This is a genomic window from Streptomyces sp. NPDC033845, assembly GCF_055576225.1.
The window spans coordinates 1-25,711 of the sequence record NZ_JBVIRI010000010.1; the positions used below are offsets into that span (position 1 = coordinate 1).

The following is a 25,711-nucleotide window of genomic DNA, read 5'->3' on the forward strand; positions in this document are numbered from 1 at the left end:
CACGGCCCCGTAGGCACGGCCGCGGAAGATCCGGCCGTCCTCCAGGACGAGTACGGCGGGAGCTTTCACAGCTCCCCTGGTGGAGGTCGTCATCGTTCGGCGCCTTCCGTCGTGATGGATTGGTTCATGAGGTTGATCGCCTCGACCCAGGCGGCGTGCTCGGCCGCGCGGTCGGAGCGGAATCCGGAGTCGATCAGCTTGTCACCGTGCGCCCAGGTGACGACGAGCAGACCGCCCTCGGTCAGTACCTTGCCCGCGATTCCCTTGTCGAGGCGGGCGCCGCGCAGCTGCGCGGCCGGTACGAAGAAATCGGTGGCCCCCGGACGGACCACGTCGAGGCCCTCGTCGGTGAGGGTGAGCTCGACCCGGCTGCGGACGCCCAGACCGTGGGCCACGATCCGGTCGAGCCACTGCCCGGCCGTCGTGGACCCGTGGTACCGGCCGGTCAGTGCCAGCCGGTGTTCGGGGAGCCCGCCGGGGGCGGCGGGCAGCTCCGGCAGATCGTTCTGCAGGGCCCCCCGCCATTTCCAGCCCTGGCGCATCAGCCAGTACACGAATGCGATGAAGACGAGCAGACCGATGATCCACGCGATCCGCGCGTCCCAGTCCGTCACCTCCGCCGACTTCCGTTCGGCGGCCAGGCCGGCCTCGGAGGCCAGCTGGATTACTGCAGGTGTCACGCCAGTTTCCCGTCCACGACCGTTGCCCGGCCCCGCAGGAAAGTGTGAGTGACGCGACCCGGCAGCTCACGGCCCTCGTAAGGCGTGTTGCGGCTGCGGGAAGCGAAGTGTGCGGGGTCCACGACACCACGGTACGAGGTATCGACCAGCGTCAGGTTCGCGGGTTCACCTGCCGAGACGGGACGTCCGTGGTTCGAGAGGCTGCCGATGCGCGCGGGAGCGAAGGACATCCGGTCCGCGACCCCCGCCCAGTCCAGCAGTCCGGTCTCCACCATGGTCTGCTGGACCACCGACAGGGCGGTCTCCAGACCGACCATGCCCATGGCGGCGGCGGCCCACTCGCAGTCCTTGTCCTCGTGCGGGTGCGGGGCGTGGTCGGTGGCGACGATGTCGATCGTGCCGTCGGCCAGCGCCTCGCGCAGGGCCAGCACGTCGGCCTCGGTGCGCAGCGGCGGGTTCACCTTGTAGACCGGGTCGTAGGAGCGGACCAGCTCGTCGGTGAGCAGCAGGTGGTGCGGGGTGACCTCGGCGGTGACGTCGATGCCGCGGGACTTGGCCCAGCGGACGATCTCGACGGAGCCGGCCGTGGAGAGGTGGCAGATGTGCACGCGGGAGCCGACGTGCTCGGCGAGGAGCACGTCGCGGGCGATGATCGACTCCTCGGCGACGGCGGGCCAGCCGCCGAGGCCCAGCTCGGCGGAGACCACGCCCTCGTTCATCTGGGCGCCCTCGGTGAGCCGGGGCTCCTGGGCGTGCTGGGCGACGACCCCGCCGAAGGCCTTCACGTACTCCAGGGCCCGGCGCATGATCACGGCGTCGTCCACGCACTTGCCGTCGTCGGAGAAGACGGTGACCTGGGCGGCGGACTCGTGCATGGCGCCGAGCTCGGAGAGCTGGCGGCCTTCGAGGCCGACGGTGACGGCTCCGATGGGCTGCACGTCGCAGTAGCCGGACTCCTTGCCGAGCCGCCAGACCTGCTCGACCACGCCGGCGGTGTCGGCGACGGGGAAGGTGTTCGCCATGGCGAAGACGGCGGTGTAGCCGCCGGAGGCGGCGGCGCGGGTGCCGGTGAGGACGGTCTCGGAGTCCTCGCGGCCGGGCTCGCGCAGATGGGTGTGGAGGTCGACCAGGCCGGGGAGGAGGGTCTGGCCCTCGGCCTCGATGACGGTGGCGTCGCCGGCGTCCAGGCCGGTGCCGACGGCGGCGATGGTCTCGCCGTCGATCAGGACGTCCTGCGGCTCGCCGCCCAGTACCTTCGCGCCTCGGATCAGGATCTTGCTCATGGCTACTTGCTCTCCTCGGTACGCGTGGCGGGGGCGGCGGTGCTGGTGGTGACTGCGGGCTCGGAGCCGCCGAGCAGCAGGTAGAGGACGGCCATCCGGACGGAGACCCCGTTGGCGACCTGCTCGACGACCGTGCAGCGGTCGGAGTCGGCGACCGCGGCGGTGATCTCCATGCCGCGGACCATCGGGCCGGGGTGCATGACGATGGCGTGCTCCGGCATCCGGGCCATCCGCTCGGAGTCCAGGCCGTAGCGGCGGGAGTACTCGCGCTCGGTGGGGAAGAAGGCCGCGTTCATGCGTTCGCGCTGCACACGCAGCATCATCACCGCGTCGGACTTCGGCAGCACCTCGTCGAGGCTGTACGAGATCTCGCAGGGCCAAGTCTCGACGCCGACCGGCACCAGGGTGGGCGGGGCCACCAGGGTGACCTCGGCGCCCAGGGTGTGCAGCAGGTCCACGTTGGAGCGGGCCACCCGGCTGTGCAGCACGTCGCCGACGATGGTGATGCGGCGGCCGTCCAGGCCCTTGCCGAGGCCGGCGTCCCGGCCGACCAGCCGGCGGCGCATGGTGAAGGCGTCCAGCAGGGCCTGGGTGGGGTGCTGGTGGGTGCCGTCGCCGGCGTTGATCACCGGGGCGTCGATCCAGCCGGAGGTGGCCAGCCGGTAGGGGGCGCCGGAGGCGCCGTGCCGGATGACCACGGCGTCCACGCCCATGGCCTCCAGGGTCTGCGCGGTGTCCTTGAGGGACTCGCCCTTGGAGACGCTGGAGCCCTTGGCGGCGAAGTTGATGACGTCGGCGGAGAGGCGCTTCTCGGCGGCTTCGAAGGAGATCCGGGTGCGGGTGGAGTCCTCGAAGAACAGGTTGCAGATCGTGCGGCCGCGCAGGGTGGGCAGCTTCTTGATCGGCCGGTCCGCGACCCGGGCCATCTCCTCGGCGGTGTCGAGGATGAGGACGGCGTCGTCGCGGGTGAGGTCGGCGGCCGAGATGAGGTGGCGCTTCATCTGGGTGCTCCGTTTTTTCGGGGCGGGCGAGGGAGGGTGCGGCGGGCGGTACGGGCGGGCCCGGGGCCCGGGCATGCCTCTCCCGGCTGGGCGGGTCGGGGCGCGCGGCCGGGGGCTTGCCGGGGTTCCGCCTCCGGGACGTGCCGGGGGCGGGTCGGGCGGTGGGCCGGGGGGCGTGACCGGCTAGCGCCGGTCTCCGGCGCGGTCGGGGCCCTGCCCGAGCAGCACGGCGTCGCGGCCGTCCTCCTCCTGGAGCTGGACCTTGACGGTCTCCCGCAGCGAGGTGGGGAGGTTCTTCCCGACGTAGTCGGCGCGGATCGGGAGTTCGCGGTGGCCGCGGTCGACCAGGACGGCGAGCTGCACGGCGCGGGGGCGGCCCAGGTCGCCGAGGGCGTCCAGGGCGGCGCGGATGGTGCGGCCGGAGAAGAGCACGTCGTCGACGAGGACCACGAGCCGGCCGTCGATGTCGTCGCCGGGGATCTCGGTGCGGCCGATCGCGCGGGCGGGCTTCATCCGCAGGTCGTCGCGGTACATGGTGATGTCGAGGGAGCCGACCGGGATCTTGGTCCCGGTGATCTCTTCGAGCTTGGCGGCCAGCCGGCGGGCCAGGAACACACCGCGGGTCGGGATGCCGAGGAGCACCACGTCGTCGGCGCCCTTGGCGCGTTCGACGATCTCGTGGGCGATGCGGGTCAGCACCCGGGCGATGTCCTGCGCCTCCAGTACGGGGCGTGCGGTGTCGCCGGCGGGGACCCGGTCGTTCTGAGCGTCCATGGAAAGGACCTCCTTCTCCGCCTCACGGGACGGCTCTTAAAGGACGTCTGATGTACGGGAGCAACGTTACCAGGGGGATTCCGGGGCCCGCACAGGGGGCGTCCCATTCGGCTTGACGCAGGCAAGTAACGCTGCGTAACCTCACAGTGAGTTACCAGCCTCGCGGCGGAGCCGCATGTTGCCCATGTCGTCACAGCGTCCGGGAGCGTTATGTCCAGCGAATACGCCAAGCAGCTCGGGGCCAAGCTCCGCGCCATCCGCACCCAGCAGGGCCTTTCCCTCCACGGTGTCGAGGAGAAGTCCCAGGGCCGGTGGAAGGCCGTCGTGGTCGGTTCGTACGAGCGCGGGGACCGCGCCGTGACCGTCCAGCGTCTCGCCGAGCTGGCGGACTTCTACGGGGTGCCGGTGCAGGAACTGCTGCCGGGCACCACCCCCGGCGGGGCCGCCGAGCCGCCGCCGAAGCTGCGTCTGGACCTGGAGCGGCTGGCCCACGTGCCCGCCGAGAAGGCCGGTCCCCTGCAGCGGTACGCGGCGACCATCCAGAGCCAGCGCGGCGACTACAACGGCAAGGTGCTGTCGATCCGCCAGGACGACCTGCGCACCCTCGCGGTCATCTACGACCAGTCCCCCTCGGTGCTGACCGAGCAGCTGATCAGCTGGGGCGTGCTGGACGCGGACGCCCGCCGGGCCGTGGCCCACGAGGAGATCTGAGCCGTTTCCACTGAGCCCGACCGGCCCAGCAGAAACGTATAGCCACGAGAAAGGGCCCGCAGCGCTCGCGCGCTGCGGGCCCTTTTCCGTCCGGCTCAGCCCTCGCTGCGCCGCAGGCTCGGCTTGAGGTCCTTGAAACGGCCCAGCAGGCCGTTCACGAACGCCGGGGAGTCGTCGGTGGAGAACTCCTTGGCGAGCTGCACGGCCTCGTCGATCGCCACGGCGTCCGGGGTCTCGTCGACCCAGATCAGCTCGTAGGCGCCGAGCCGCACGATGTTGCGGTCGGCGACGGGCATCCGGTCGAGGTCCCAGTCCACCGCGTAGGTGGCGATCAGATCATCGATCCGGTTCACCCGATCGGCGTAGCCCTCGACGAGGTTCATCGTGAACTCGTTCACCGCGGGCTGCCGGGGGTCGTTCCGGGAGTGGCGGACCCAGTCCGCGAGGACCTCGCGCACGGGCACGTCGCGCTGGTCGGCCTCGAAGAGGATCTGGAAGGCGCGCTTGCGCGCGTTGCTCCGGGCGGCCACGGTTAGCTGTTCACCCGGCCGAGGTAGTCGCTGGTGCGGGTGTCGACCTTGACCTTCTCGCCGGTGGTGACGAAGAGCGGGACCTGGATCTCGTGACCGGTCTCCAGCTTCGCCGGCTTGGTGCCGCCGGTGGAGCGGTCGCCCTGGACGCCCGGGTCGGTGTGCTCGATGGTCAGCTCGACGGCGGCCGGCAGCTCGACGTAGAGCACCTCGCCCTCGTGCTGGGCGACCGAGGCGGTGAAGCCCTCGATCAGGAAGTGGGCGGCGTCGCCGACGGCCTTGCGGTCGACCATCAGCTGGTCGTAGGTCTGCATGTCCATGAAGACGAAGTAGTCGCCGTCCATGTACGAGAACTGCATGTCACGGCGGTCGATGGTGGCCGTCTCGACCTTGGTGCCGGCGTTGAACGTCTTGTCGACGACCTTGCCGGACAGCACGCTCTTGAGCTTGGTGCGCACGAAGGCCGGGCCCTTGCCGGGCTTGACGTGCTGGAACTCGACGACGGACCAGAGCTGGCCCCCGTCGAGCTTGAGCACCATGCCGTTCTTGAGGTCGTTCGTGGAAGCCACGGTTGCGAAATCTCCTGGACTGGTGGACCACGGATGGCGCGCACAGCAGAGCTAGAGCGCGAGCAGCTCCTTGGTCGTAATGGTGAGTAGCTCGGGTCCGCCGTCCGCCTCGGGGCGTACGACGAGCGTGTCATCGATCCGGACTCCGCCCCGTCCCGGGAGGTGAACCCCCGGTTCGACGGTGACCGGCACGCAAGCGTCCAGTTTACCCATGGCTGTAGGTGCAAGCTGCGGGTCCTCGTCGATTTCGAGCCCCACCCCGTGTCCGGTCCACGGGGCGAGGGCCTCGCCGTGGCCGGCGGAGTCCAGCACGGAGCGCGCCGCGTGGTCCACGTCCCGGTACGCGGCCCCCGGCAGCAGGGCCTCCCGGCCGGCCCGCTGGGCGGCGAACACCAGGTCGTACAGGTCGATCTGCCAGTCGGCGGGAGTGGTGCCGATCACGAAGGTCCGGCCGATCTCGCAGCGGTACCCCCGGTAGTTGGCGCCCAGGCAGACGGACAGGAAGTCGCCCTCCTCCACCCGGCGATCGGACGGCCGGTGCCGGGAGCGGCCGGAGTGCGGGCCGGTGCCCACCGAGGTGGGGAAGGCCGGCCCGTCGGCCCCGTGGTCCACCAGCCGGCGCTCCAGCTCCAGGGCCAGATGGCGTTCGGTCCGGCCGACCAGGATGGATTCCAGCAGCTCGCCCAGGGCCTGGTCGGCGATCTCGGCGGCGATCCGCAGACAGGCGATCTCCTCCTCGTCCTTGACCAGCCGCTGCTGCTCCACGGCCCCGCCGAGGTCGGTGAGGCGCAGCCCGGGGGCCACCGAGAGCAGGGCCCGGTGCCGGGCGACGGTGAGGTGGTGCTCCTCCACGGCGAGGGTCTCGGCCCGGGCGGAGCCCGCGCAGTCGGCGGCGGCCACCGCGGGATCGCCGCCGGGGCCGGTCAGCACCGAGATCCGCAGCCGTTCGTCCAGCCGGCCCTCGTCCGGTTCCCCGGTGGGTGCGTCGGCGCTGAACAGCACGTCCTCGGACGGGCCGACCAGCAGCACGGCCCCGCGGGGGCTGCCCCCGGTGAGGTAGCGGACGTTGGCCGGACGCGTGACCAGAGCGGCCGAGTTTCCGGCGGCGGCACAGCGGTCGCGAAGCGTGGCCCGGCGGGAGGCGTACACGTCTGACATGACTTGAGCGTATTTGCGGCCCGCGCGGTCGGCGCGTTGAGCGCCGCCGCCCGTGGCCGCGCCCGGCACCGGGGGTCGGGCCCCTGCATCCGGCCCCAGGTGTCCGGCCCCTGGTGCCCGGGCCCCGGCTACCAGCGGGGCGGAGCGGTGAGGGCTCGGGCCAGCGCCTCGTCCAGGGCGCGGGCGGTGCCCTCCACGTCCAGGTGGGAGTTGTCGATGATGGGGAGGCCGGAGCCGTACCAGCCGGCCATCCGGCCGTGGATCCGGGCGACCTCCTCGTCGGAGAGCCGGCGGTTCCCGGAGCGGGCCGCGTTGCGCTCCAGGACCACTTCCAGTCCCGGCAGCAGGACCACGGGCAGCAGGTGCGGTCCCACGTGCCGCTTCCAGCCGCCGAGGCCCACCACCGGCCGGTCCGGGAAGACGGCGTCGTCCAGGATGCAGGAGATGCCGTTGGCCAGGAAGTTCCGGGCGGCGAACCCGCAGGTGCGGCGGGCCAGCCGGTACTGGGCCTCGGAGTGCTCGTTCCAGCCGGCCTGGGGGTCGGCGAATCCGGCGCAGACCCATTCGCGGACGTCGTCCAGGCTGATGTGGGCGGTGGCCACCTTGCGGGCGGCGGCCCAGTGCCGGGCCACCGTGGTCTTCCCGGCACCGGCCGGGCCGATCAGCAGTACGGCCAGGGTGGTGGTCCCGGTGCCCGGCCCGGGGGCGGCCACCGGGGCCGGGGCCGCCGGGGGCAGCGGCACGTGCCCGGTGGCCTCGGGCACGGGGCCCGCAGGCCAGCCGTGCGGGGGCGGTATGGGCGGCTGCGGGGGCGCCGCCGGGTGCTGTCCCGGGGCGCCCCAGCCGCCCACTCCTTGCTGCATCCGCTGCCATCCGTCTCGTATCGGCGTCTCGTCTCGGCGACGACTGATGCGAGAACGTTATCTCAGGCGTCGAGTTCCTCCGCCAGCGCCCGGAGCGCCAGCCGGTAGGAGCCCAGTCCGAAGCCCGCGACGGTGCCGGTGGCGACCGCGGCGATGACCGAGGTGTGCCGGAACTCCTCCCGTGCGTACGGGTTGGAGATGTGCACCTCGATCAGCGGGGCGGTGCGCTGGGCGGCCGCGTCCCGCATGGCGTAGGAGTAGTGGGTGAAGGCACCGGGGTTGATGACCACCGGGATCCGCCCGTCCGCCGCCTCGTGGAGCCAACGGACCAGCTCGCCCTCGTCGTTGGTCTCGCGGACCTCGACCTCGAAGCCCAGCTCCTTGCCGAGCTCGGTGCAGCTCGCCACCAGCCCGGCGTACGAGGTGGCCCCGTAGACGTCGGGTTCGCGGGAGCCGAGCCGGCCCAGGTTGGGGCCGTTCAGCACCAGCACCGGGCGGCTCACGCCGACACCTCGCCGTAGGCCGCCACCAGGTGGGCCGGGTCCGGTCCCTCCAGTACGGAGGGCTTGCCCAGGCCGTCCAGGACGATGAACCGCAGCAGGTTGCCGCGGGACTTCTTGTCCAGCTGCATGGTCTGGAGCAGCTGCGGCCACTGGTCGCCGCGGTAGCTGAGCGGCAGTCCGACCGAGCCGAGGACGGCCCGGTGCCGGTCGGCGGTGGCGTCGTCCAGCCGGCCGGCCAGCCGGCCCAGTTCGGCGGCGAAGACCATGCCCACGGACACGGCGGCGCCGTGCCGCCACTTGTAGCGCTCGTTCTTCTCGATGGCGTGCGCCAGCGTGTGGCCGTAGTTGAGGATCTCCCGCAGGCCGGACTCCTTGAGGTCGCTGGAGACCACGTCGGCCTTGACCTGGATGGACCGGACGATCAGCTCGGCGGTGTGCGGGCCCTCGGGGGTCCGCGCGGCCGCCGGGTCGGCCTCGATCAGGTCCAGGATCACCGGGTCGGAGATGAACCCGGCCTTGATGATCTCGGCGAGCCCGCTGACGTAGTCGTGGACGGGCAGCGAGTCCAGCGCGGCCAGGTCGCAGAGCACTCCGGCGGGCGGGTGGAAGGCGCCGACCAGGTTCTTGCCCTCGGCGGTGTTGATGCCGGTCTTGCCGCCCACGGCCGCGTCCACCATGGCCAGGACGGTGGTCGGCACGGCGATCCAGCGGACCCCGCGCAGCCAGGAGGCCGCGACGAAGCCCGCCAGGTCGGTGGTGGCGCCGCCGCCGACGCCGACGACCACGTCGGTGCGGGTGAACCCGGACTGGCCGAGCGCCTTCCAGCAGTAGGCGGCGACCTCGGCGGTCTTGGCCTCCTCGGCGTTCGGCACCTGGATGGCGACCGCCTCGTAGCCCTGCTCGGCGAGGTCGGCGCGGAGCGCCTCGCCGGTCTCGGCGAGGGCCTCCGGGTGGATCACGGCGACCCGCTGGGCCCGGTTCCCGATCAGGTTGCCGAGCTCGCCGAGCAGCTGCCGGCCGACCAGCACCTCGTACGCGTCGTGTCCGGCGCTGGCGCCGACCTGGATCCGCGTCACCTGGTCCGTCATACGTCCTTCAACTCCAGTGCGTCGAGGACCGCCTGGGCGACCTCTTCGGGGGTGCGGTCGTCGGTGGGTACGACGATCCGCGCGACTTCGGTGTACAGCGGCCGGCGGGCCTCCATCAGCTCGCGCCACTGCCGGCGCGGGTTGATGGCCAGCAGCGGCCGGGCGGTGTTGAGGCCGACCCGGCGGACGGCCTCGTCCACGTCCATGGACAGGTAGGCCACCGGCCGGCCGGCGAGCTCGGCCCGGGTGCCCGGGTCGAGCACCGCGCCGCCGCCGAGGGCGAGGACTCCGGTGTGGTCCCGGAGGGCGTCGGCCACGGCCTGCCGTTCCAGCTGCCGGAAGTGGGCCTCGCCCTCGTCGACGAAGATGTCGGCGATCTCCCGGCCCTGGGCGGCGACGATGTCGGCGTCGGTGTCCCGGTAGCCGGCTCCGAGCCGCTCGGCGAGCAGCGAGCCGACCGTGGACTTGCCGGACCCGGGGGGCCCGACCAGGACGACCAGGGGTCCGCCGGTCACCGGATCTGCAGGTTGTCGAGGTAGGCGCGGACGTTGCGGCGGGTCTCGGGGACCGAGTCCCCGCCGAACTTCTCCACCACGGCGTCGGCGAGGACCAGGGCGACCATGGCCTCGGCGACGATGCCCGCGGCGGGCACCGCACAGACGTCGGAGCGCTGGTGGTGGGCGACGGTGGCCTCACCGGTCGCCACGTCCACGGTGGCGAGCGCCCGGGGCACCGTCGCGATGGGCTTCATCGCGGCCCGTACCCGCAGCAGCTCGCCGGTGGTGAGTCCGCCCTCGGTGCCGCCGGCCCGGCCGGAGGTGCGCCGGATGCCCTCGGGGGTGGAGACGATCTCGTCGTGGGCCTGGGATCCTGGGACCCGGGCGAGCTCGAAGCCGTCGCCGACCTCCACGCCCTTGATGGCCTGGATGCCCATCAGGGCGCCGGCCAGCCGGGCGTCGAGGCGGCGGTCCCAGTGCACGTGGGAGCCGAGGCCGACGGGCACGCCGTAGGCCAGGACCTCGACCACGCCGCCGAGGGTGTCGCCGTCCTTGTGGGCCTGGTCGATCTCGGCGACCATCGCCTCCGAGGCGGCCTCGTCCAGGCAGCGCACCGGGTCGGCGTCGAGCTTCTCGACGTCGGCGGGGGTCGGGTAGAGCCCGTAGGGGGCCTTGGCCGCGGCCAGCTCCACCACGTGGGAGACGATCTCGATCCCGGCGACCTCCTTGATGAAGGAGCGGGCGATGGCGCCCAGGGCCACCCGGGCCGCCGTCTCACGGGCGCTGGCGCGCTCCAGGATCGGCCGGGCCTCGTCGAAGCCGTACTTCTGCATGCCGGCGAGGTCGGCGTGACCGGGCCGGGGCCGGGTCAGCGGCGCGTTGCGGCCGGTGTCCTTGAGCAGCGAGGGGTCGACCGGGTCGGCCGACATCACGGTCTGCCACTTGGGCCATTCGCTGTTGCCGACCATCACGGCGACCGGGGAGCCCAGGGACAGGCCGTGACGGACGCCGCCGATGAAGGTGATCTCGTCCTGCTCGAACTTCATCCGGGCACCGCGGCCGTAGCCGAGCCGCCGCCGGGCCAGGTGGTCGGCCACCAGCTCGGTGGTGATCGGGACGCCGGCGGGAAGACCCTCCAGCGTCGCGACCAGCGCCGGTCCGTGAGATTCCCCGGCGGTCAGCCAACGCAACCTGCTCAACGATGCTCCTCATGCTCGCGCCTGATCCAGCGATGGCGCGGCCGGGTGCGCGGCCCGGGCCCGCCGTACCCCGATCCTGCCATGTCCGGAAGGGTTCGCCGGGCCGCGGTCCAGCTATCGGACGCCGGGAGCGCTCCCGGTGGACGCGGTCCGCCCCGCTGACCACCGGGCTACGGGCCCTCCGGCGGCGGTCCGGGGCGCCGACGGGCCCGGGGAATCCATCACGTCAGCGGGCCGAGAGGGCCCTCTCCCCCGCGACGCGCATGGCGGCGAGGGGGGCCGGGCCGCGGCCGGTCATCTGTTCCACCTGGAGGACGGCCTGGTGGACGAGGAGGTCGAGGCCCCCGAGCACGGCGCCCGCACGGGCCGACCAGGCGGCGGCGAGGGGGGTGGGCCAGGGCTCGTAGAGCACGTCGAAGAGGGTGCCGGGGCGGTCGGGGACCGCGTCGGCGAGCGCGTCGGTGCTGCCGGCCGGGGTGGTGGCGATCACCAGCGGGGCGCCGAGCGCCTCGGGGGCGTCCGCCCAGTCGGCGGTGCGGACCGCGACTCCGAGGCGGTCTCCCCACTGCTTCATCTCGTCGGCCCGGGCCGACGAGCGGACGTAGGCGGTGACCTCGCCGGTGCATATCCGGGAGAGGGCGGCGAGGGCGGAGGAGGCGGTGGCACCGGCGCCGAGGACGGCCGCGCTGTCCACCTTCTCCACCCCCCGTTCGCGGAGGGCGGAGATCAGGCCGGGGATGTCGGTGTTGTCGCCGACCCGGCGTCCGTCCTCGGTGAACACCACCGTGTTGACGGCCTCCACCGAGGCGGCGGTGTCGGTGATCTTGTCGAGCAGCGGGATCACCGCCCGCTTGAGCGGCATGGTCAGGGACAGCCCGGCCCATTCGGGGCCGAGGCCGGCCAGGAAGCCCGGGAGCGCGGCCTCGTCGATCTCGAACCGGTCGTAGGACCAGTCGTCGAGGCCGAGCTCCCGGTAGGCGGCGCGGTGCAGCACCGGTGAGAGGGAGTGCTCGATGGGCGAGCCCAGCACCGCGGCCCTGCTGCCTGCCATGTCGTTCCTACCCGCCGTTCTTGTTCTTCTGCCGTTCGTTGAACTCGGCGACCAGCCTCATGTGGTCGGCGTAGTTCGTGGTGAACGTGGTCTTCTTGCTGTCCACCGAGACGAAGAACATCCAGTCCCCGTCGTCCGGGTCGAGGGTCGCGGTCAGCGCCTCGTCGCCCGGGTTGCCGATCGGGCCGGGCGGCAGACCCTCGTGGACGTAGGTGTTGTAGGCGTGGGTGATCCCCTTCGCCTCCGCACGGCTCACGTGGATGTTACTGGTGCCCTTGAGGTAGTTGATCGTGGAGTCGAACTCCAGCTTGCGGTTGGTCACGTCGTTGTCCGGCTTGAGGCGGTTGTAGACCACCGCGGCCATCTTCCGGTAGTCGTCGTGGGTCATGCCCTCGGCCTGGACCAGGCTGGCCACGGTGACCACGTCGAGCGGGGACTTCAGACCGAGGTCCTTGGCCTTGCCCTCGATGCCGAGCTCGTCGTACTTGGACTTCGCCCTCGTGACCATCTGCTTGAGGAGTTCCTCGGGCGCCATGTCCTTGCGGAGGTCGTACCGGGCCGGGTAGAGGAAGCCTTCCAGCGGCTCCATGATCGGCGCACCGGTCGGGGCCCAGGACGGCAGGCCGAGCTTGTTGAGGTCCCGTTTGGCGACCGTCCGGGTGGTGCCGGGCTTCAGCTGGAGCTTCTTGTCGATGGCCGCGAAGACCTCGACGGCACGCTTCCCCTCGGGGATGGTGAGCACGTTCAGCTTGCTCGGGTCGGTCATGACCTCGACCACGGCCTTCGCCGACATGCCCTTGCGCAGCGGGTAGACACCCGGCTGGATCGAGGTGCCCTGCTTGTCCGCCTGGGCGGCCTCGGTGAAGGCCTCGACGCTGGCGACCACACCGGCGTCCTTCAGGGCACGGCCCATCTGCCCCAGGCTGGAGCCGGCCGCGATCTCCACGTCCACCGGTTCCGAGCCCTCGCCGGTGAAGTCGGCCGGCTCGCCGAACCGCTCCGACAGGAAGGAGTAGCCGTAGTAGCCGATGCCGCCGACCCCGCCGAGCAGGACCATCGCCACGAACAGGCAGGCGACCCCGTTGCGGCCCTTCTTGCCTTTGCCTTTGCCACGGCCGGAACGGCGGCCTCCGCCGCCTCCGCCGCGCCCGTCGTCGTCTCCCCCGTCGCCGTCGTCACCGCCGCCCCGGCGGTCCTCCGGCTCCTCGGTGTCCACCTCGGTGGCCGGTTCGGGGACCAGCCGGCGGCCCGGGGGCCGCGGCGGCGGGTAGGCCTCCTCGGTGCTGTAGAGGTCGGGGGCCTCCCCCGGGTAGCCCGCGGGCTGCTGGGCGTACGGGTCGGGGGCCGTCGCATAGGGGTCGACGGCCTGGACCTGGTACGCCTGCTGCTGTTGTTGCTGCGCGTAGTACTGCTGCTGCTGTTGCTGCTGGTACTGGGGTTGCTGCTGGAACTGCTGCTGGTACTGCTGTTCCTGGGGGTACTGCGGCTGCTGCGGGTATTGCTGCTGGGCGTACTGCTGCTCCTGGGGAACGTACTGCTGCTGCTCCTGGGCGTACTGCTGGGGGGCCTGCTGCTGCTCGGCCCAGCCCTGGTCGCCGTACAGGGGGTCACTGGGGTGCCACGGTTCGGGGGCCGGGCCCCGCCCATACTCAGTCATCGATCCCCTAGGAGCCGCGTCGGAGAGCCGACGGCTGTTCGAATGCCGCCATCTGGCGCGGAACGTTACCGTATCGCGATCAGATGACCACTTCGACGCACTCGCCGGGCGGATTTCCCGATACCCGTTCGGTCTCAAGAGCGTTCTGAAGGATGATCACAGCGGCGGCCTGGTCGATGACCGAGCGGCCCTTCTTCGCGTTCTTCCCGGCGGCCCGCAACCCCTGGGCCGCGGTCACCGTGGTCATCCGCTCGTCCACCAGACGCACCGTCACCGGTTTGACGCCCTTGGCGAGTTCGTTGGCGAACGCGCGGACCTTGGCCGCGGCCGGCCCCTCCCGCCCGCTGAGCGAGCGCGGAAGGCCGACCACCACTTCGAGGGGCTCGTACTCCGCGACCAGCTGGCGCAGCCGGCGGTGCGCGAACGGGATGTCCCGTCCGGGCACGGTTTCCACCGGTGTGGCCAACACCCCATCGGGGTCGCACGAGGCGACCCCGATCCGGGCGTCACCGACATCGATCGCGAGGCGTCGGCCACGGCGCAGCGTCACGGCGGTCAGACCGTCTCGACGACGAGGCGCTCGACCGCGGCGATGGCCTGCGGCACGGCGGCCGGGTCCTGGCCGCCGCCCTGGGCCAGGTCCGGCTTGCCGCCGCCCCCGCCGCCCAGGGTCTTGGCGGCGGTGCGCACCAGGTCGCCGGCCTTGAGGCCGCGCTCGCGGGCGGCCTCGTTGGTGGCGATCACGGTCAGCGGACGGCCGCCCGAGACGGTGAACAGGGCCACCACGACCGGGCGGTCGCCCTGGATCCGGCCGCGCACGTCGAGGACCAGCTTGCGCAGGTCGTCGGCGCCGGTGCCGTCCGGCACCTGGCCGACCACCAGGGCGGTGCCGCGGATGTCCTGGGCGCCGGCGGCCAGGCCGGCGGCGGCCTGGAGGACCTTCTCGGCGCGGAACTTCTCGATCTCCTTCTCGGCGTCCTTCAGCTTGCCGAGCATGGAGGCGATCTTCTCGGGGAGCTCCTCCGGACGGCCCTTGACCAGCTCCTGGAGCTGGGCGACGACCGTGTGCTCCTTGGCGAGGAAGTTGTAGGCGTCCACGCCGACGAGGGCCTCGACCCGGCGGACGCCGGAGCCGATGGAGGACTCGCCGAGCAGCTTCACCAGGCCCAGCTGGGCGGTGTTGCCGACGTGGGTGCCGCCGCACAGCTCCTTGGAGAAGTCGCCGATGGTGACCACGCGGACCCGCTCGCCGTACTTCTCGCCGAACTCGGCGATGGCGCCCTGCTTCTTCGCCTCGTCGATGCTCATGATCTCGGCGGTGACGTCGAGCTCCCGGGAGAGCACGTCGTTGATCTTCTGCTCCACGTCGGTGAGCACCGAGCCGGGCACGGCGTTCGGGGAGCCGAAGTCGAAGCGGAAACGGCCGGGCGAGTTCTCGGAACCGGCCTGGGCGGCCGTGGGGCCGAGCGCGTCGCGCAGCGCCTGGTGGGTCAGGTGGGTGGCCGAGTGGGCGCGGGCGATGGCCCGGCGGCGGTTGACGTCGATGGCGGCGTACGCGGAGGCGCCCACCGTCACCTCGCCGACCTGGACGGATCCCTTGTGCACGGAGACGCCGGGGACCGGCTGCTGGACGTCGCGGATTTCGATGACGGCGCCGGAGTCGAGCCGGATGCGTCCCTGGTCGGCGAGCTGGCCGCCGCCCTCGGCGTAGAAGGGGGTGCGGTCGAGGACGACCTCGACCTCGTCGCCCTCGGAGGCGGCGGGCGCGGAGACGCCGTTGACCAGGAGGCCGACGATGGTGGACTCGCCCTGGTTGGTGGCGTAGCCGGTGAACTCGGTGGCGCCGGAGCCGTCGGCGATCTCCCGGTAGGCGGACATGTCCGCGTGGCCGGTCTTCTTGGCCTTGGCGTCGGCCTTGGCCCGGTCCCGCTGCTCCTGCATCAGCCGGCGGAACCCGGGCTCGTCCACGGAGAGGCCCTGTTCGGCGGCCATCTCCAGGGTGAGGTCGATCGGGAAGCCCCAGGTGTCGTGGAGCAGGAACGCCTTGTCGCCGCCGAGGACGGTGCCGCCGGCGGCCTTGGTCTCGGACACGGCGGTGTCGAGGATGTTGGTGCCGCCCTTGATGGCCTTCAGGAAGGCGGCCTCTTCGGCGAGGGCGACGGTCTCGATGCGCTTGCGGTCGGTGACGAGCTCCGGGTACTGCTGCCCCATCGTCTCGATGACCACGTTGATCAGGTCCTGGACCACCGGGCCGGTGGCGCCCATCAGGCGCATGTTGCGGATGGCGCGGCGCATGATGCGGCGCAGCACGTAGCCGCGGCCCTCGTTGCCGGGGGTGACCCCGTCGCCGATGAGCATGGTGGAGGTGCGGATGTGGTCGGCGACCACGCGCAGCGAGACGTCGGTGCCCTGGGCGGCGCCGTAGGCGACCCCGGTCAGCTCGGTGGCCTTGTCCATGACCACGCGGAGGGTATCGGTCTCGTACATGTTCTGGACGCCCTGGAGGATCATCGCGAGGCGTTCCAGGCCGAGGCCGGTGTCGATGTTCTTGGAGGGCAGGTCCCCGAGGATCGGGAAGTCCTCCTTGCCGTCGCCGGCGCCGCGCTCGTACTGCATGAAGACCAGGTTCCAGATCTCCACGTAGCGCTCGTCGTTGACGGCCGGGCCGCCCTCGACGCCGAACTCGGGGCCCCGGTCGTAGTTGATCTCCGAGCAGGGGCCGCACGGACCCGGGACGCCCATGGACCAGAAGTTGTCCTTCTTGCCCAGGCGCTGGATGCGCTCGGCGGGGACGCCGATGACGTCGCGCCAGATCTGCTCGGCCTCGTCGTCGTCGAGGTAGACGGTGATCCAGAGCTTCTCGGGCTCCAGGCCGTAGCCGCCGTCCGCCACGGAGCTGGTGAGCAGCTCCCAGGCGTACTTGATGGCGCCTTCCTTGAAGTAGTCCCCGAAGGAGAAGTTGCCGCACATCTGGAAGAAGGTGCCGTGCCGGGTGGTCTTGCCGACCTCTTCGATGTCCGGGGTGCGGACGCACTTCTGGACGCTGGTGAGCGTGGGGGCGGGCGGCTTGACCTCGCCGAGGAAGTACGGCTTGAAGGGCACCATGCCCGCGGGCACCAGCAGCAGAGTCGGGTCGTCCGCGATCAGCGACGCCGAAGGGACGACGGCGTGACCGCGCTCCTCGAAGAAGCTCAGCCAGCGGCGGCGGATCTCAGCCGACTCCATCAGTGGTCCTCATTCCGGTTGTACGAATCGTAGGAAGGGTTGGTTCGGGTGGTGCCGTGGTCATTCTGGACGGCCCGCAGCCGGCGCGGACCGGGTAGGACGCGCAGGTTCTCGGCCGGTGCCGGGCGGTCGGGGTCCTGGGTGAGGCCCAGTGCGTCGTTCAGCTGTTCCTCGCGCTGGGACATTCCCGACCGGACGTCGAGGGCGAAGTCCTTGAGCCGGTGTCCGGCCTCGACGGCCTTGTCGGCGGCCTGTGCGGCCAGGCTCTCCGGGGTGAGCTGCTTGAGCTTGCGGTTGACCTTGGTGGTGGCCCACACGCCGGCGGCTGCGCCCGCGGTGAACCAGAAGGTGCGGCGGAACATCGCGTCTAGCCCTTCTGCTTCCGGCGCCGGGCGGCCGGCACGGTCCGTCCGGCGATCACGTTACGTCGATCCGGGCGGGGCGGCACGTCATCCGTGCGGCCCAGCGCCCGGCGCACCCCGTACCCGAAGGCGGCGATCTTCACCAGCGGGCCGCCGAAGGTGGAGGCCACCGTGGAGGAGAGCGCGGAGGCGTTGGAGGTGACCTCCTGGACGTCGCTGGCGATGGCGTCGACCCGGTCGAGCTGGGTGCGGGCGGAGCGGACGGTGCCGGCGGCGTCCGCCAGCAGCGGGACGGCCTGCTCCGTGACCTCGGCGACCATCCGGGTGGTGGCCTTCAGGGTCTGGGCCAGTCTCGTCAGGGCCACCGCGAGGAAGGAGACGAGGATCGCCCAGAAGACGGCCACGAGGATCCCGGCCACCTCTCCACCCGACACGTCGCACCGCTCCCTGAAGTCAAAGAAAAGTCGTCCCCCGACCCTATCGCGCCGGGGCCCGGCCGCCGTACCGGAATTCGCCGGTGGGGGGCCCGCCTTGTACGCAGTGCACGCGGAGCAGTACCCTCCGTGTCCCATGCGATCCAGGACGTACGGCAATCTTCCCTCGGAGCTGAACGGTCTCGTCGGCCGGGGTGGCGAACTCGCCGGGCTGGGGCGGTCGCTGGGGTCCTCCCGGCTGGTGACGGTGACCGGGGTGGGCGGGGTGGGGAAGTCCCGGCTCGCGGTGGCGGCCGCCAGGAACGTGCAGGAACGCTTCCCCGACGGGGTGTGGCTGGCCGAGCTGTCGGCCGTACGCGATCCGGCGCTGCTGGCGCTGGCGCTGACCGACGCCCTCGGACTGACCGACCACACCGCCCGGCCGCCGCGTGCGGTGCTGGCCGAGCGGCTGGCCGGCCGGGAGCTGCTGCTGGTGCTGGACGGGTTCGAGCAGGTGGTGGACGGGTGCGCCGAGCTGGTGCGGGAGCTGCTGCTGCGGGCCCCCGGACTGCGGGTGCTGGCCGCCGGGCGGCGGCCGCTGGCCCTGGACGGCGAGCAGGTGTTCCCGCTGTCCCCGCTGGGCACCGAGGACGCGGTGCGGCTGCTGGGCGGGCGGGCGGCCGCGGCCGATCCGGGGTTCGCGGCGGATCCGGACGTGCTGCGGGAGCTGTGCCTGCGGCTGGACGGCATCCCGCTGTCGCTGGAGCTGGCCGCGGGCCGGCTGCGCACGCTCTCCGCCGAGCAGGTGCTGGCCCGGCTGGAGGACCGGTTCCGGCTGCTGACCGGCGGGACCCGGGGGGCGCTGCCCCGGCACCGGGCGCTGCGGACCGCGATCGGCTGGAGCCACGAGCTGTGCACGGCCCGGGAGCGGCTGCTGTGGGCGCGGCTGTCGGTGTTCGGCGGGGTCTTCGACCTGGACGCGGCGGAGTACGTGTGCGCGGGCCCGGACCTGCCGGCCGAGGAGGTGCTGGACGTACTGGGCGAGCTGCTGGCGCAGTCGCTGCTGGTGCGGGAGGAGCCCGGCCGGTCCGGGGCCGGGGTGCGCTACCGGATGCTGGAGACCGTACGGGAGTACGGGGCGGGCTGGCTGGAGTCTCTGGGTGACGCGGACCGGCTGCGCCGGCGGCACCGGGACTGGTACCTGGGGCTGGCGACCTGGTGCGAGCTGGACTGGTTCAGTCCGCGGCAGCGGGAGGTGGCCCTGCTGGTGGGGGCGGAGTTGCCGAACCTGCGGCTGGCCATGGAGTTCTCCCTGGAGGATCCGGAGGAGGTGCACCTCGGCCAGTACCTGGCGGGCACCCTGTGGTTCTACTGGGCGGGCTGCGGCCGGCTCACCGAGGGCCGGCACTGGCTGGACCGGGCCCTGGAACAGGAGCCGGCCTGCGGCACGGACGCGGACAGCTCCCGGCTGAAGGCCCTGTGGGTGCTGGGGTACGTGGCGGCGCTCCAGGGCGACGGGGTGGCCTCGCTGAGCGCCCTGCACGAGTGCGGGGAGGGCGCCGCGGAGGCGGAGAACCCCCTGGCCGCGGCGTACGCGGTGCACCGGATGGGCTGTCTGGCACTGGTCTCGGACGACATGGCGCGGGCCTCGGAGCTGCTGGGGGCGGGACTGGAGCGCTACCGGGAGGCCGGGGAGCTGAACAGCAACGTGCTGATGTGCCAGGTGGAGCTGGCGATGTCACTCGCGTTCCAGGGCGAGCGGGAGCGGGCCCTGGAACTGTGCGCCGAGGTCCGGGAGATCTGCGAGGAGCGCGGGGAGCGCTGGGCGAAGACGTACGCCCTGTACGTGCTGGCGTACGCGGCGCTGGAGGCGGGCGATCCGCCGGCCGCGCGGGCCCTGCTGTCCGAGTGCGTGACCATCAGCCACGGGTTCCGCGACCTGCTGGGACTGGTGCTGGCGGTGGAGCTGCTGGCCCTGGTGACGGTGACGGAGGGGCATCCGGCGGAGGCGGCGCTGCTCCAGGGCGCGGTGGAGCCGGTGTGGGACTCGGTGGGGCTCCAGCTGTTCGGCTCGGGGTACTTCAACGCGCCCCGGCTGATGTGCGAGGAGCGGTCCCGGGAGCGGCTGGGTCCGGTGCGGTACGCGGCACGGGCCGCGGAGGGCCGGAGCCTGGGGGTGGACGCGCTGGCGGAGCGCGCGGTGCGCGGTCCGGAGCTGCGTCCGGCGGCGGGGGCGGGGACGGCGGCGGCGGGCGGTCCGGCCGGCAACGCGGTGCGCCCCGGGGCCGTGGCCGGATCGCGCCGGGAAGGCCCGAAGCCCGCCGCACCCCATGGAGGGAGTGCGACGGGCTTCGGAACGAACAGCCTGTGAGGCTACGACCGGATCAGCGGGCGTAGTACTCGACGACGAGCTGCTCGTCGCAGATCACGGGGATCTCCTTGCGCTGCGGGTCGCGGTCCAGACGGAACGCGAGCGCCTTCAGGTTGATCTGAAGGTAGCGCGGGGCCTCGCCCTCGCCGGCGTAGCCACCCTCGCGAGCCACCTGGAAGGGGTGCTTCTCGCGGGAGCGCTCGCGCACGGTGATGACGTCGTCCGGGCGGACACGGAACGACGGCTTGTCGACCTTGCCACCGTTGACCTCGATGTGGCCGTGGACGACCATCTGGCGGGCCTGGTAGATGGTCCGGGCGATGCCCGAACGCAGCACCAGGGCGTCGAGACGACGCTCAAGCTCGACGACCAGCGCCTCGCCCGTCTTGCCCTCGGCCTTCTTGGCGCGGTCGTACGCGCGGGCCATCTGACGCTCAGAGATGTCGTACTGAGCGCGCAGACGCTGCTTCTCCAGCAGGCGGACCTTGTAGTCCGAGTTCTGCTTGCGGCCACGGCCGTGCTCGCCCGGCGGGTAGGGGCGGGCCTCGAAGTACTTGACGGCCTTCGGGGTCAGCGCGATGCCGAGAGCACGCGACTTCTTGACCTTGGGTCGCTTCTGGTTCACGGGGAACCTACCTCCATGTAAGTTAGGTGAGGCTTACCTTATTTCGAGGAGGACGTAATGTCTCGACCGCATGGGATCCCCCTGCCCAGTGCGCATCGCAGTCCGGACGAGAAACAATCCACGTCCGCTTACGACGACGGTAGGCAAGGTCAGCCGCGTCCCAGGGAAGGCGCTCGACAGCTCACCGGAGCCGAGCGCGTACGAACCCTCGTAGAGTCCAACGCCTCAGTATCCCTCACTCTGCCGGGTGCTCGTGACACACGGCTGCTGCCACAGGTCCCTCAGGACTCCGGCGAGTACGGGACGGGGATTCCGGCCGCGCGGACCGTCACCCCGGACGGGGACGTGCTTCTCCTTGTCTCAGGGGAATCCGCGGCCGCCAGGGCAGCCGCTCACGCCCAGGACGACGACCTGCCCGCGGTGATCGAGATCACTGATGTGGCGCCCGTGTCCGTGCCCCATCGTATCCGGGGCCGCGCCCGGCTGTCCGGCTGGCTGACCCCGGTCCGCGGCGCGGCCGACCGGACCGCCTGCACCACCCTGCTCGCGGAACGCCACCCGGTGGGCGAACTCCTCGGCATGGGCGACCCGCTGCACCCCGACCCGGCGCCCGGCCAGTACGGCCGGCCCGCCTGGATGCTGCTGCGGCTGGAGATCGACGAGATCACGCTCGACGACCTGTGGGGAGCCGAACGGGTGGACCCCGAGGCCCTCGCCGGAGCCCTCCCCGACCCGCTGATGGCCCACGAGACCGAACTGCTCCAGCACCTGCACGCGGCCCACGGCAACCGGATCGCCGATCTGCGCGGACTGCTGGGACCGCGGGCCGGCGCCGGCCGGACCCTGCGGCCCGTCCCGCTCGCCCTGGACCGGCTCGGGCTGCGGGTCCGGTTCGTCGCCGGACCCGGTGAGGACCCGGGCGCCTCCTTCGACGCGCGCTTCGACTTCCCCGAGCCGGTCACGGACGTGTGCGGGATGCGCCGCGCGATGCACCACCTCTTCGCCGCGGCCGCCGCCCCGGACACCGCCTGAGCCCCGGGCCGCCCGACCGGCTCAGGGGCAGCCGGCCAGCAGCTCCCCCAGCGCCGTCTTCTCGGGCGGGGTCACGCTCAGCCGGTACTTGGCCTTGATGCCGACGTAGCGCCGCCCGTACTCGCACCAGTAGGCCCGCCGCGGCGGCCGCCACTTGTCGGCCGTCCTGCTGCCCTTGTCCTGGTTGGTCTGCTTGTCCACGGCCAGCAGCACGTCGAGGTCGTTGGCGTAGGCCAGCCGCCGCTCCGGGGTCCAGGCGTACGCCCCGCCGCGCCAGGCCGCGCCCAGCGCCACCACGTGATCGGTCTGGATCTGCGAGGCCCTGCGGTAGGTGTAGGGCAGTTCCTTGCCGGTGTACGGGTCGTGCAGCACCCCGGAGACCACCACACAGGGGTTGCGGTCCCCCTCCCGGAGCTCGGAGAGGTCCCGGCGGAGCACGTCGTCCCGGGTGTCGCAGCCGTTCCGGCCGCCGACCGCGTCGGTGTCGTCCGACCAGTAGCGGCCGAACTCCTCCCGCCTGTACGTCTGCCAGTTGCGGCCCCACTCCACCGCCAGCCCGGCCAGCTCCCGCCGGGCGGTCTCCGCCGAGGGCGGGAAGCCGGGGCTCGCGAGCGGCACCCTCCCCTCCCCCACCAGCGGCGCGGTCCCCCGGACCGGGTCCCGCCCGTCCCCGTGATGGCAGCCGCAGAGCAGCAGGACCGCGGCGAGCACGGCGGCTGCCGGGACGGCTTCGCGTCGGTGACCCATGGGGCGGAGCCTAGGCTCCGGATCAGGTCTCGCCGCGGAGGCGGGCGCGGACCCGTTCGGCGATGTCCGCGTAGCGGGCCTCCGCGCCGTAGCGGGTGGGCTCGTAGTAGCGCTTGCCGTGGATAGCGTCCGGTGCGTACTGCTGGGCGGCGATGCCCCCCGGCACGTCGTGCGGATAGACGTACCCCTGGGCGTGCCCCAGCTTGGCGGCCCCCTTGTAGTGCCCGTCCCGCAGATGCGCCGGGACCGTGCCCGCCAGCCCGGCCCGGACATCGGCCAGGGCCGCGCCGATCGCGGTGGTGGCGGTGTTCGACTTGGGGGCGAGCGCCAGCGCGATGGTGGCGTGGGAGAGGGTGAGCGCGGCCTCCGGGAAACCGATCATGGCCACCGCCTGGGCCGCGGCCACCGCGATCGGCAGCGCCGTCGGATCGGCCAGCCCGATGTCCTCGCTCGCCGAGATCATCAGCCGCCGGGCGATGAACCGGGGGTCCTCCCCCGCGTCGATCATGCGGGCCAGGTAGTGCAGGGCGGCGTCCACGTCGGAGCCGCGGATGGACTTGATCAGCGCCGAGGCCACGTCGTAGTGCTGGTCGCCGTCCCGGTCGTAGCGGACGGCGGCCCGGTCGACGGCCTCCTCCACGGTTTCGAGGGTGATCTCCCGCTCGCCCTTGGCGATCGCCGACCCGGCCCCCGCCTCCAGTGCCGTCAGCGCCCGGCGGGCGTCGCCGCCGGCGATCCGCAGCAGATGGGCCTCCGCGTCGGCGGGCAGGGTCACCGCCCCGCCCAGCCCCCGCTCCTCGGTCAGCGCCCGCCGCATCAGGGCGCTCAGGTCCTCGTCGGTCAGCGGTTCCAGGGTCAGCAGCAGCGAGCGCGACAGCAGCGGGGAGATGATCGAGAAGTAGGGGTTCTCGGTGGTGGCCGCGACCAGCGTCACCCAGCGGTTCTCCACCGCCGGGAGCAGCGAGTCCTGCTGGGCCTTGCTGAAGCGGTGGATCTCGTCCAGGAAGAGGACGGTCTCCTTGCCGTACCCCCCGGCCGCGCGCTTGGCGCCCTCGATGACCGCCCGGACCTCCTTGACCCCGGCGGTGATGGCCGACAGCTCCACGAACCGCTTGCGGGTCGCCTGGCTCACCACGTACGCGAGGGTGGTCTTGCCGATGCCGGGCGGGCCCCAGAGGATCACCGAGGAGGCGCCGGCCGGACCGCCCGCGCCGTCGCCGACCAGGCGTCGCAGCGGGGATCCGGGCTTCAGCAGGTGCTGCTGGCCGACCACCTCGTCCAGGGTGCGCGGGCGCATCCGGACGGCGAGCGGGGAGCTGGACGGGTCCTTCTCCTGGCGTTCCTCGGCTGCGGCGGTGAAGAGATCTGGTTCCACACCGGAAGCCTAAGCGAGCCCGCCGACAGCCCGTCCCGGCTCAGGAGGTCCAGAAGTCCCACCAGCGGGTGAGGATCAGCATCCCGATGATCCCGATGTGCAGCACCGGGAGCACCCAGGTGAACTCGTCGAGGAAGCGCCGCAGCCAGCCCGGGGCGGGCAGCAGTCCCTCGCGGACGTTGTGCGCGGTGACGTACCAGAACATGACGATGGTGGCGACCCAGGCCAGGCAGCACCACAGGCACAGCGAGTTGATGTTGTAGAGGGACTGGTAGGTCAGCCAGGCGCAGAACCCGACGCCGAACAGGGTCCCGGCGTTGAAGGTGAGCCAGTACCAGCGGCGGAACCGGGCCCCGGCCAGCAGGCTCATGCCCACGCAGATCACCATGCCGTAGGCGACCAGCCCGAGCATCGGGTTGGGGAAGCCGAAGGCCTCCGCCTGCTCGCTCTTCATGATGTTGCCGCAGGCCACGACGGGGTTGAAGCTGCATCCGGGGACGAAGTCCGGGTCTTCGAGCAGCTTGAACTTGTCGATGGTGATCACCCAGGCGGCCAGCAGGCCCATCGCGCCGGTGACCACCAGCAGCCAGGCCAGTACCCGGCTGCCACCGGTGGTCCGGGGGGCCGGGGCGGCCTGTGCAGCGGTAGTCGTCATGGGGAGCATTCTGCCGCAACGCGAACGTGCCGGGTCCGGGGGGAGGCGGTCCCCCCGGACCCGGCACGCTGCGGGGTCAGGCCAGCCGGGTGCGGAGGGTCTCCACGAGCTCGGCCACCGGTACGGCGCCCTGCTCGCCGGTCTCCATCTCCTTGAGCTGGACCACGCCCTCGGCCAGGTCCCGCTCGCCGGCGACCACGGTGAAGCGGGCTCCCGAGCGGTTGGCGTCCTTCATGGCGCCCTTGAGGCCCTTGCCGCCGAAGGCGAAGTCGGCCGCGATCCCGGCCCGGCGGAGTTCCACCACCGCACCGAAGAGCACCCGGCGGGCCTCCTCGCCCAGGGCCACCGCGAACACGCTGGTGGTGGGCGGGATGTCCAGTTCGATGCCCTCGGCCTCCAGGGCCAGTACGGTGCGGTCCACGCCGAGCGCCCAGCCCACCGACGGCAGCGCGGGGCCGCCGATCATCTCGGACAGGCCGTCGTAGCGGCCGCCGCCGCCGACCGCGGACTGGGAGCCCAGGCCGTCGTGGACGAACTCGAAGGTGGTGCGGGTGTAGTAGTCCAGGCCGCGGACGAGCTTGGCGTCGTCCTCGAAGACCACGCCGGCGGCGCCGATCAGGGCGCGCACCTCCTCGTGGTACGTCTTGCAGGCGTCGCACAGGTAGTCGGCCAGCATGGGGGCGCCGACCAGCTGCTTCTGGACCTCGGGCCGCTTGTCGTCGAGGACCCGCAGCGGGTTGATCGCGGCGCGGCGGACGGTCTCCTCGTCCAGGTCCAGGCCGGCCAGGAAGGACTGGAGGGCCTCCCGGTACACCGGGCGGCACTCCTTGTCGCCCAGCGAGTTCAGCAGGATCCGGAAGTTCGACAGGCCCAGCGAGCGGTACGCCTGGTCGGCCAGGATGATCAGCTCGGCGTCCAGGGCCGGGTCCTCGGCGCCGATCGCCTCGGCGCCCACCTGGGAGAAGTGCCGGTAGCGGCCCTTCTGGGGGCGCTCGTAGCGGTAGTAGGACCCGGAGTACCAGAGCTTGACCGGCAGGCCGCCGGCCTTGTGGAGGTTGGCCTCCAGGGCCGCGCGCAGCACCGAGGCGGTTCCCTCGGGGCGCAGGGCCAGGTTGGCGCCGCCCTTGGTGGTGAGGGTGTACATCTCCTTGGTCACGATGTCGGTGGACTCGCCGACGCCGCGGGCGAAGAGGTCCACGTCCTCGAAGCCGGGGGTCTCCACGTATCCGTAGCCCGACTTCCGCAGGGGCCCGGAGATGGCCTCGCGGACCGCCAGGTACTTGGCGGAGTAGGGCGGGATCAGGTCGTAGGTGCCCTTGGGGGCCTTGAAGGTGCTCACGAA

26 protein-coding genes are annotated in these 25,711 nt (G+C 72.1%); 3 read left to right on the top strand and 23 right to left on the bottom strand.

Translation table 11 applies throughout. The features are described from left to right. Positions 1-89: 89 nt before the first annotated feature. From ACZ50K_RS21590 to pyrR, 4 genes are all read right to left on the bottom strand, one after another. Positions 90-680, bottom strand: coding sequence for a PH-like domain-containing protein (locus ACZ50K_RS21590; protein WP_468905402.1), 591 nt, complete (start codon positions 678-680; stop codon positions 90-92). After that, entirely contained in the window at positions 677-1,963 is a 1,287-nt protein-coding gene (locus tag ACZ50K_RS21595) for a dihydroorotase (RefSeq protein ID WP_468905405.1), read from the bottom strand. The genes ACZ50K_RS21590 and ACZ50K_RS21595 overlap by 4 nt, the downstream gene beginning before the upstream one ends. 2 nt (positions 1,964-1,965) lie before the next feature. Next, the gene (locus ACZ50K_RS21600; RefSeq protein WP_468905407.1) at positions 1,966-2,964 is read right to left on the bottom strand and encodes an aspartate carbamoyltransferase catalytic subunit; all 999 of its coding nucleotides are present in this window, start codon (positions 2,962-2,964) and stop codon (positions 1,966-1,968) included. Between the two features lie 183 nt (positions 2,965-3,147). Continuing rightward, a complete protein-coding gene (pyrR, locus tag ACZ50K_RS21605; protein ID WP_468905410.1) occupies positions 3,148-3,738 on the bottom strand; it encodes a bifunctional pyr operon transcriptional regulator/uracil phosphoribosyltransferase PyrR in 591 nt (196 codons plus the stop codon). Positions 3,739-3,948: 210 nt separating this feature from the next. Here pyrR and bldD point away from each other — a divergent pair, with 210 nt between their 5' ends. Beyond that, positions 3,949-4,449 (top strand): transcriptional regulator BldD, encoded by a 501-nt coding sequence (gene bldD, locus ACZ50K_RS21610; RefSeq protein WP_226733476.1) that lies wholly within the window; start codon positions 3,949-3,951, stop codon positions 4,447-4,449. 95 nt (positions 4,450-4,544) lie between these two features. Here the strand turns inward: bldD and nusB are convergent, their stop codons facing one another. The 14 genes from nusB to ACZ50K_RS21680 all read right to left on the bottom strand — a co-directional run bounded on the left by nusB (position 4,545) and on the right by ACZ50K_RS21680 (position 17,585). Continuing rightward, positions 4,545-4,979, bottom strand: a complete 435-nt coding sequence (gene nusB, locus ACZ50K_RS21615) for a transcription antitermination factor NusB (protein WP_468905414.1) — start codon at positions 4,977-4,979, stop codon at positions 4,545-4,547. 2 nt (positions 4,980-4,981) lie between these two features. Then, complete coding sequence (efp, locus tag ACZ50K_RS21620) at positions 4,982-5,548, bottom strand: elongation factor P (protein WP_468905417.1); 567 nt, start codon at positions 5,546-5,548, stop codon at positions 4,982-4,984. A 51-nt stretch (positions 5,549-5,599) separates the two neighbouring features. Further along, positions 5,600-6,706, bottom strand: coding sequence for an aminopeptidase P family protein (locus ACZ50K_RS21625; RefSeq protein WP_468905419.1), 1,107 nt, complete (start codon positions 6,704-6,706; stop codon positions 5,600-5,602). 128 nt (positions 6,707-6,834) lie between these two features. Beyond that, the gene (locus ACZ50K_RS21630; RefSeq protein ID WP_468905421.1) at positions 6,835-7,569 is read right to left on the bottom strand and encodes an AAA family ATPase; all 735 of its coding nucleotides are present in this window, start codon (positions 7,567-7,569) and stop codon (positions 6,835-6,837) included. Between the two features lie 62 nt (positions 7,570-7,631). Then, entirely contained in the window at positions 7,632-8,072 is a 441-nt protein-coding gene (gene aroQ / locus ACZ50K_RS21635; RefSeq protein ID WP_468905424.1) for a type II 3-dehydroquinate dehydratase, read from the bottom strand. Then, positions 8,069-9,160 (bottom strand): 3-dehydroquinate synthase, encoded by a 1,092-nt coding sequence (aroB, locus tag ACZ50K_RS21640; protein ID WP_468905426.1) that lies wholly within the window; start codon positions 9,158-9,160, stop codon positions 8,069-8,071. Before aroB ends, aroQ begins: the two co-directional genes overlap by 4 nt. Next, positions 9,157-9,675, bottom strand: coding sequence for a shikimate kinase (locus ACZ50K_RS21645; protein WP_468905429.1), 519 nt, complete (start codon positions 9,673-9,675; stop codon positions 9,157-9,159). The genes aroB and ACZ50K_RS21645 overlap by 4 nt, the downstream gene beginning before the upstream one ends. Continuing rightward, entirely contained in the window at positions 9,672-10,856 is a 1,185-nt protein-coding gene (gene aroC, locus ACZ50K_RS21650; RefSeq protein WP_468905431.1) for a chorismate synthase, read from the bottom strand. Before aroC ends, ACZ50K_RS21645 begins: the two co-directional genes overlap by 4 nt. A gap of 226 nt (positions 10,857-11,082) precedes the next feature. Next, positions 11,083-11,907 carry a shikimate dehydrogenase gene (locus tag ACZ50K_RS21655; protein WP_468905433.1) on the bottom strand — a complete coding sequence of 275 codons (825 nt, stop codon included), beginning with the start codon at positions 11,905-11,907 and terminating at the stop codon, positions 11,083-11,085. Positions 11,908-11,914: 7 nt separating this feature from the next. Beyond that, positions 11,915-13,564: an endolytic transglycosylase MltG gene (mltG, locus tag ACZ50K_RS21660; RefSeq protein ID WP_468905436.1), complete on the bottom strand. Its 1,650-nt coding sequence runs from the start codon at positions 13,562-13,564 to the stop codon at positions 11,915-11,917. A gap of 79 nt (positions 13,565-13,643) precedes the next feature. Then, positions 13,644-14,114 carry a Holliday junction resolvase RuvX gene (gene ruvX / locus ACZ50K_RS21665; protein WP_468905438.1) on the bottom strand — a complete coding sequence of 157 codons (471 nt, stop codon included), beginning with the start codon at positions 14,112-14,114 and terminating at the stop codon, positions 13,644-13,646. A gap of 5 nt (positions 14,115-14,119) precedes the next feature. Then, positions 14,120-16,789 (bottom strand): alanine--tRNA ligase, encoded by a 2,670-nt coding sequence (gene alaS / locus ACZ50K_RS21670; protein WP_468905440.1) that lies wholly within the window; start codon positions 16,787-16,789, stop codon positions 14,120-14,122. Next, complete coding sequence (locus ACZ50K_RS21675; protein WP_468905443.1) at positions 16,789-17,151, bottom strand: DUF6167 family protein; 363 nt, start codon at positions 17,149-17,151, stop codon at positions 16,789-16,791. The genes alaS and ACZ50K_RS21675 overlap by 1 nt, the downstream gene beginning before the upstream one ends. A gap of 5 nt (positions 17,152-17,156) precedes the next feature. After that, positions 17,157-17,585: a DUF948 domain-containing protein gene (locus ACZ50K_RS21680; protein ID WP_468905445.1), complete on the bottom strand. Its 429-nt coding sequence runs from the start codon at positions 17,583-17,585 to the stop codon at positions 17,157-17,159. A gap of 136 nt (positions 17,586-17,721) precedes the next feature. Between ACZ50K_RS21680 and ACZ50K_RS21685 the strand changes: the two genes are divergently transcribed. Further along, positions 17,722-19,935: an ATP-binding protein gene (locus ACZ50K_RS21685; protein ID WP_468905447.1), complete on the top strand. Its 2,214-nt coding sequence runs from the start codon at positions 17,722-17,724 to the stop codon at positions 19,933-19,935. A gap of 13 nt (positions 19,936-19,948) precedes the next feature. Here the strand turns inward: ACZ50K_RS21685 and rpsD are convergent, their stop codons facing one another. Next, entirely contained in the window at positions 19,949-20,560 is a 612-nt protein-coding gene (gene rpsD / locus ACZ50K_RS21690) for a 30S ribosomal protein S4 (protein WP_150210796.1), read from the bottom strand. A 264-nt stretch (positions 20,561-20,824) separates the two neighbouring features. Here rpsD and ACZ50K_RS21695 point away from each other — a divergent pair, with 264 nt between their 5' ends. Further along, positions 20,825-21,592, top strand: coding sequence for a DUF2470 domain-containing protein (locus ACZ50K_RS21695; protein WP_468905998.1), 768 nt, complete (start codon positions 20,825-20,827; stop codon positions 21,590-21,592). A gap of 21 nt (positions 21,593-21,613) precedes the next feature. Here the strand turns inward: ACZ50K_RS21695 and ACZ50K_RS21700 are convergent, their stop codons facing one another. From ACZ50K_RS21700 to hisS, 4 genes are all read right to left on the bottom strand, one after another. Beyond that, positions 21,614-22,339 (bottom strand): HNH endonuclease family protein, encoded by a 726-nt coding sequence (locus tag ACZ50K_RS21700; RefSeq protein ID WP_468905449.1) that lies wholly within the window; start codon positions 22,337-22,339, stop codon positions 21,614-21,616. A gap of 22 nt (positions 22,340-22,361) precedes the next feature. Beyond that, on the bottom strand, positions 22,362-23,714 hold the full coding sequence (locus ACZ50K_RS21705; protein ID WP_468905451.1) for a replication-associated recombination protein A: 1,353 nt from the start codon (positions 23,712-23,714) through the stop codon (positions 22,362-22,364). Between the two features lie 40 nt (positions 23,715-23,754). After that, positions 23,755-24,369, bottom strand: a complete 615-nt coding sequence (locus tag ACZ50K_RS21710; protein WP_468905453.1) for a vitamin K epoxide reductase family protein — start codon at positions 24,367-24,369, stop codon at positions 23,755-23,757. 76 nt (positions 24,370-24,445) lie between these two features. Next, positions 24,446-25,708: a histidine--tRNA ligase gene (gene hisS, locus ACZ50K_RS21715; protein WP_468905456.1), complete on the bottom strand. Its 1,263-nt coding sequence runs from the start codon at positions 25,706-25,708 to the stop codon at positions 24,446-24,448. Positions 25,709-25,711: the final 3 nt, after the last annotated feature.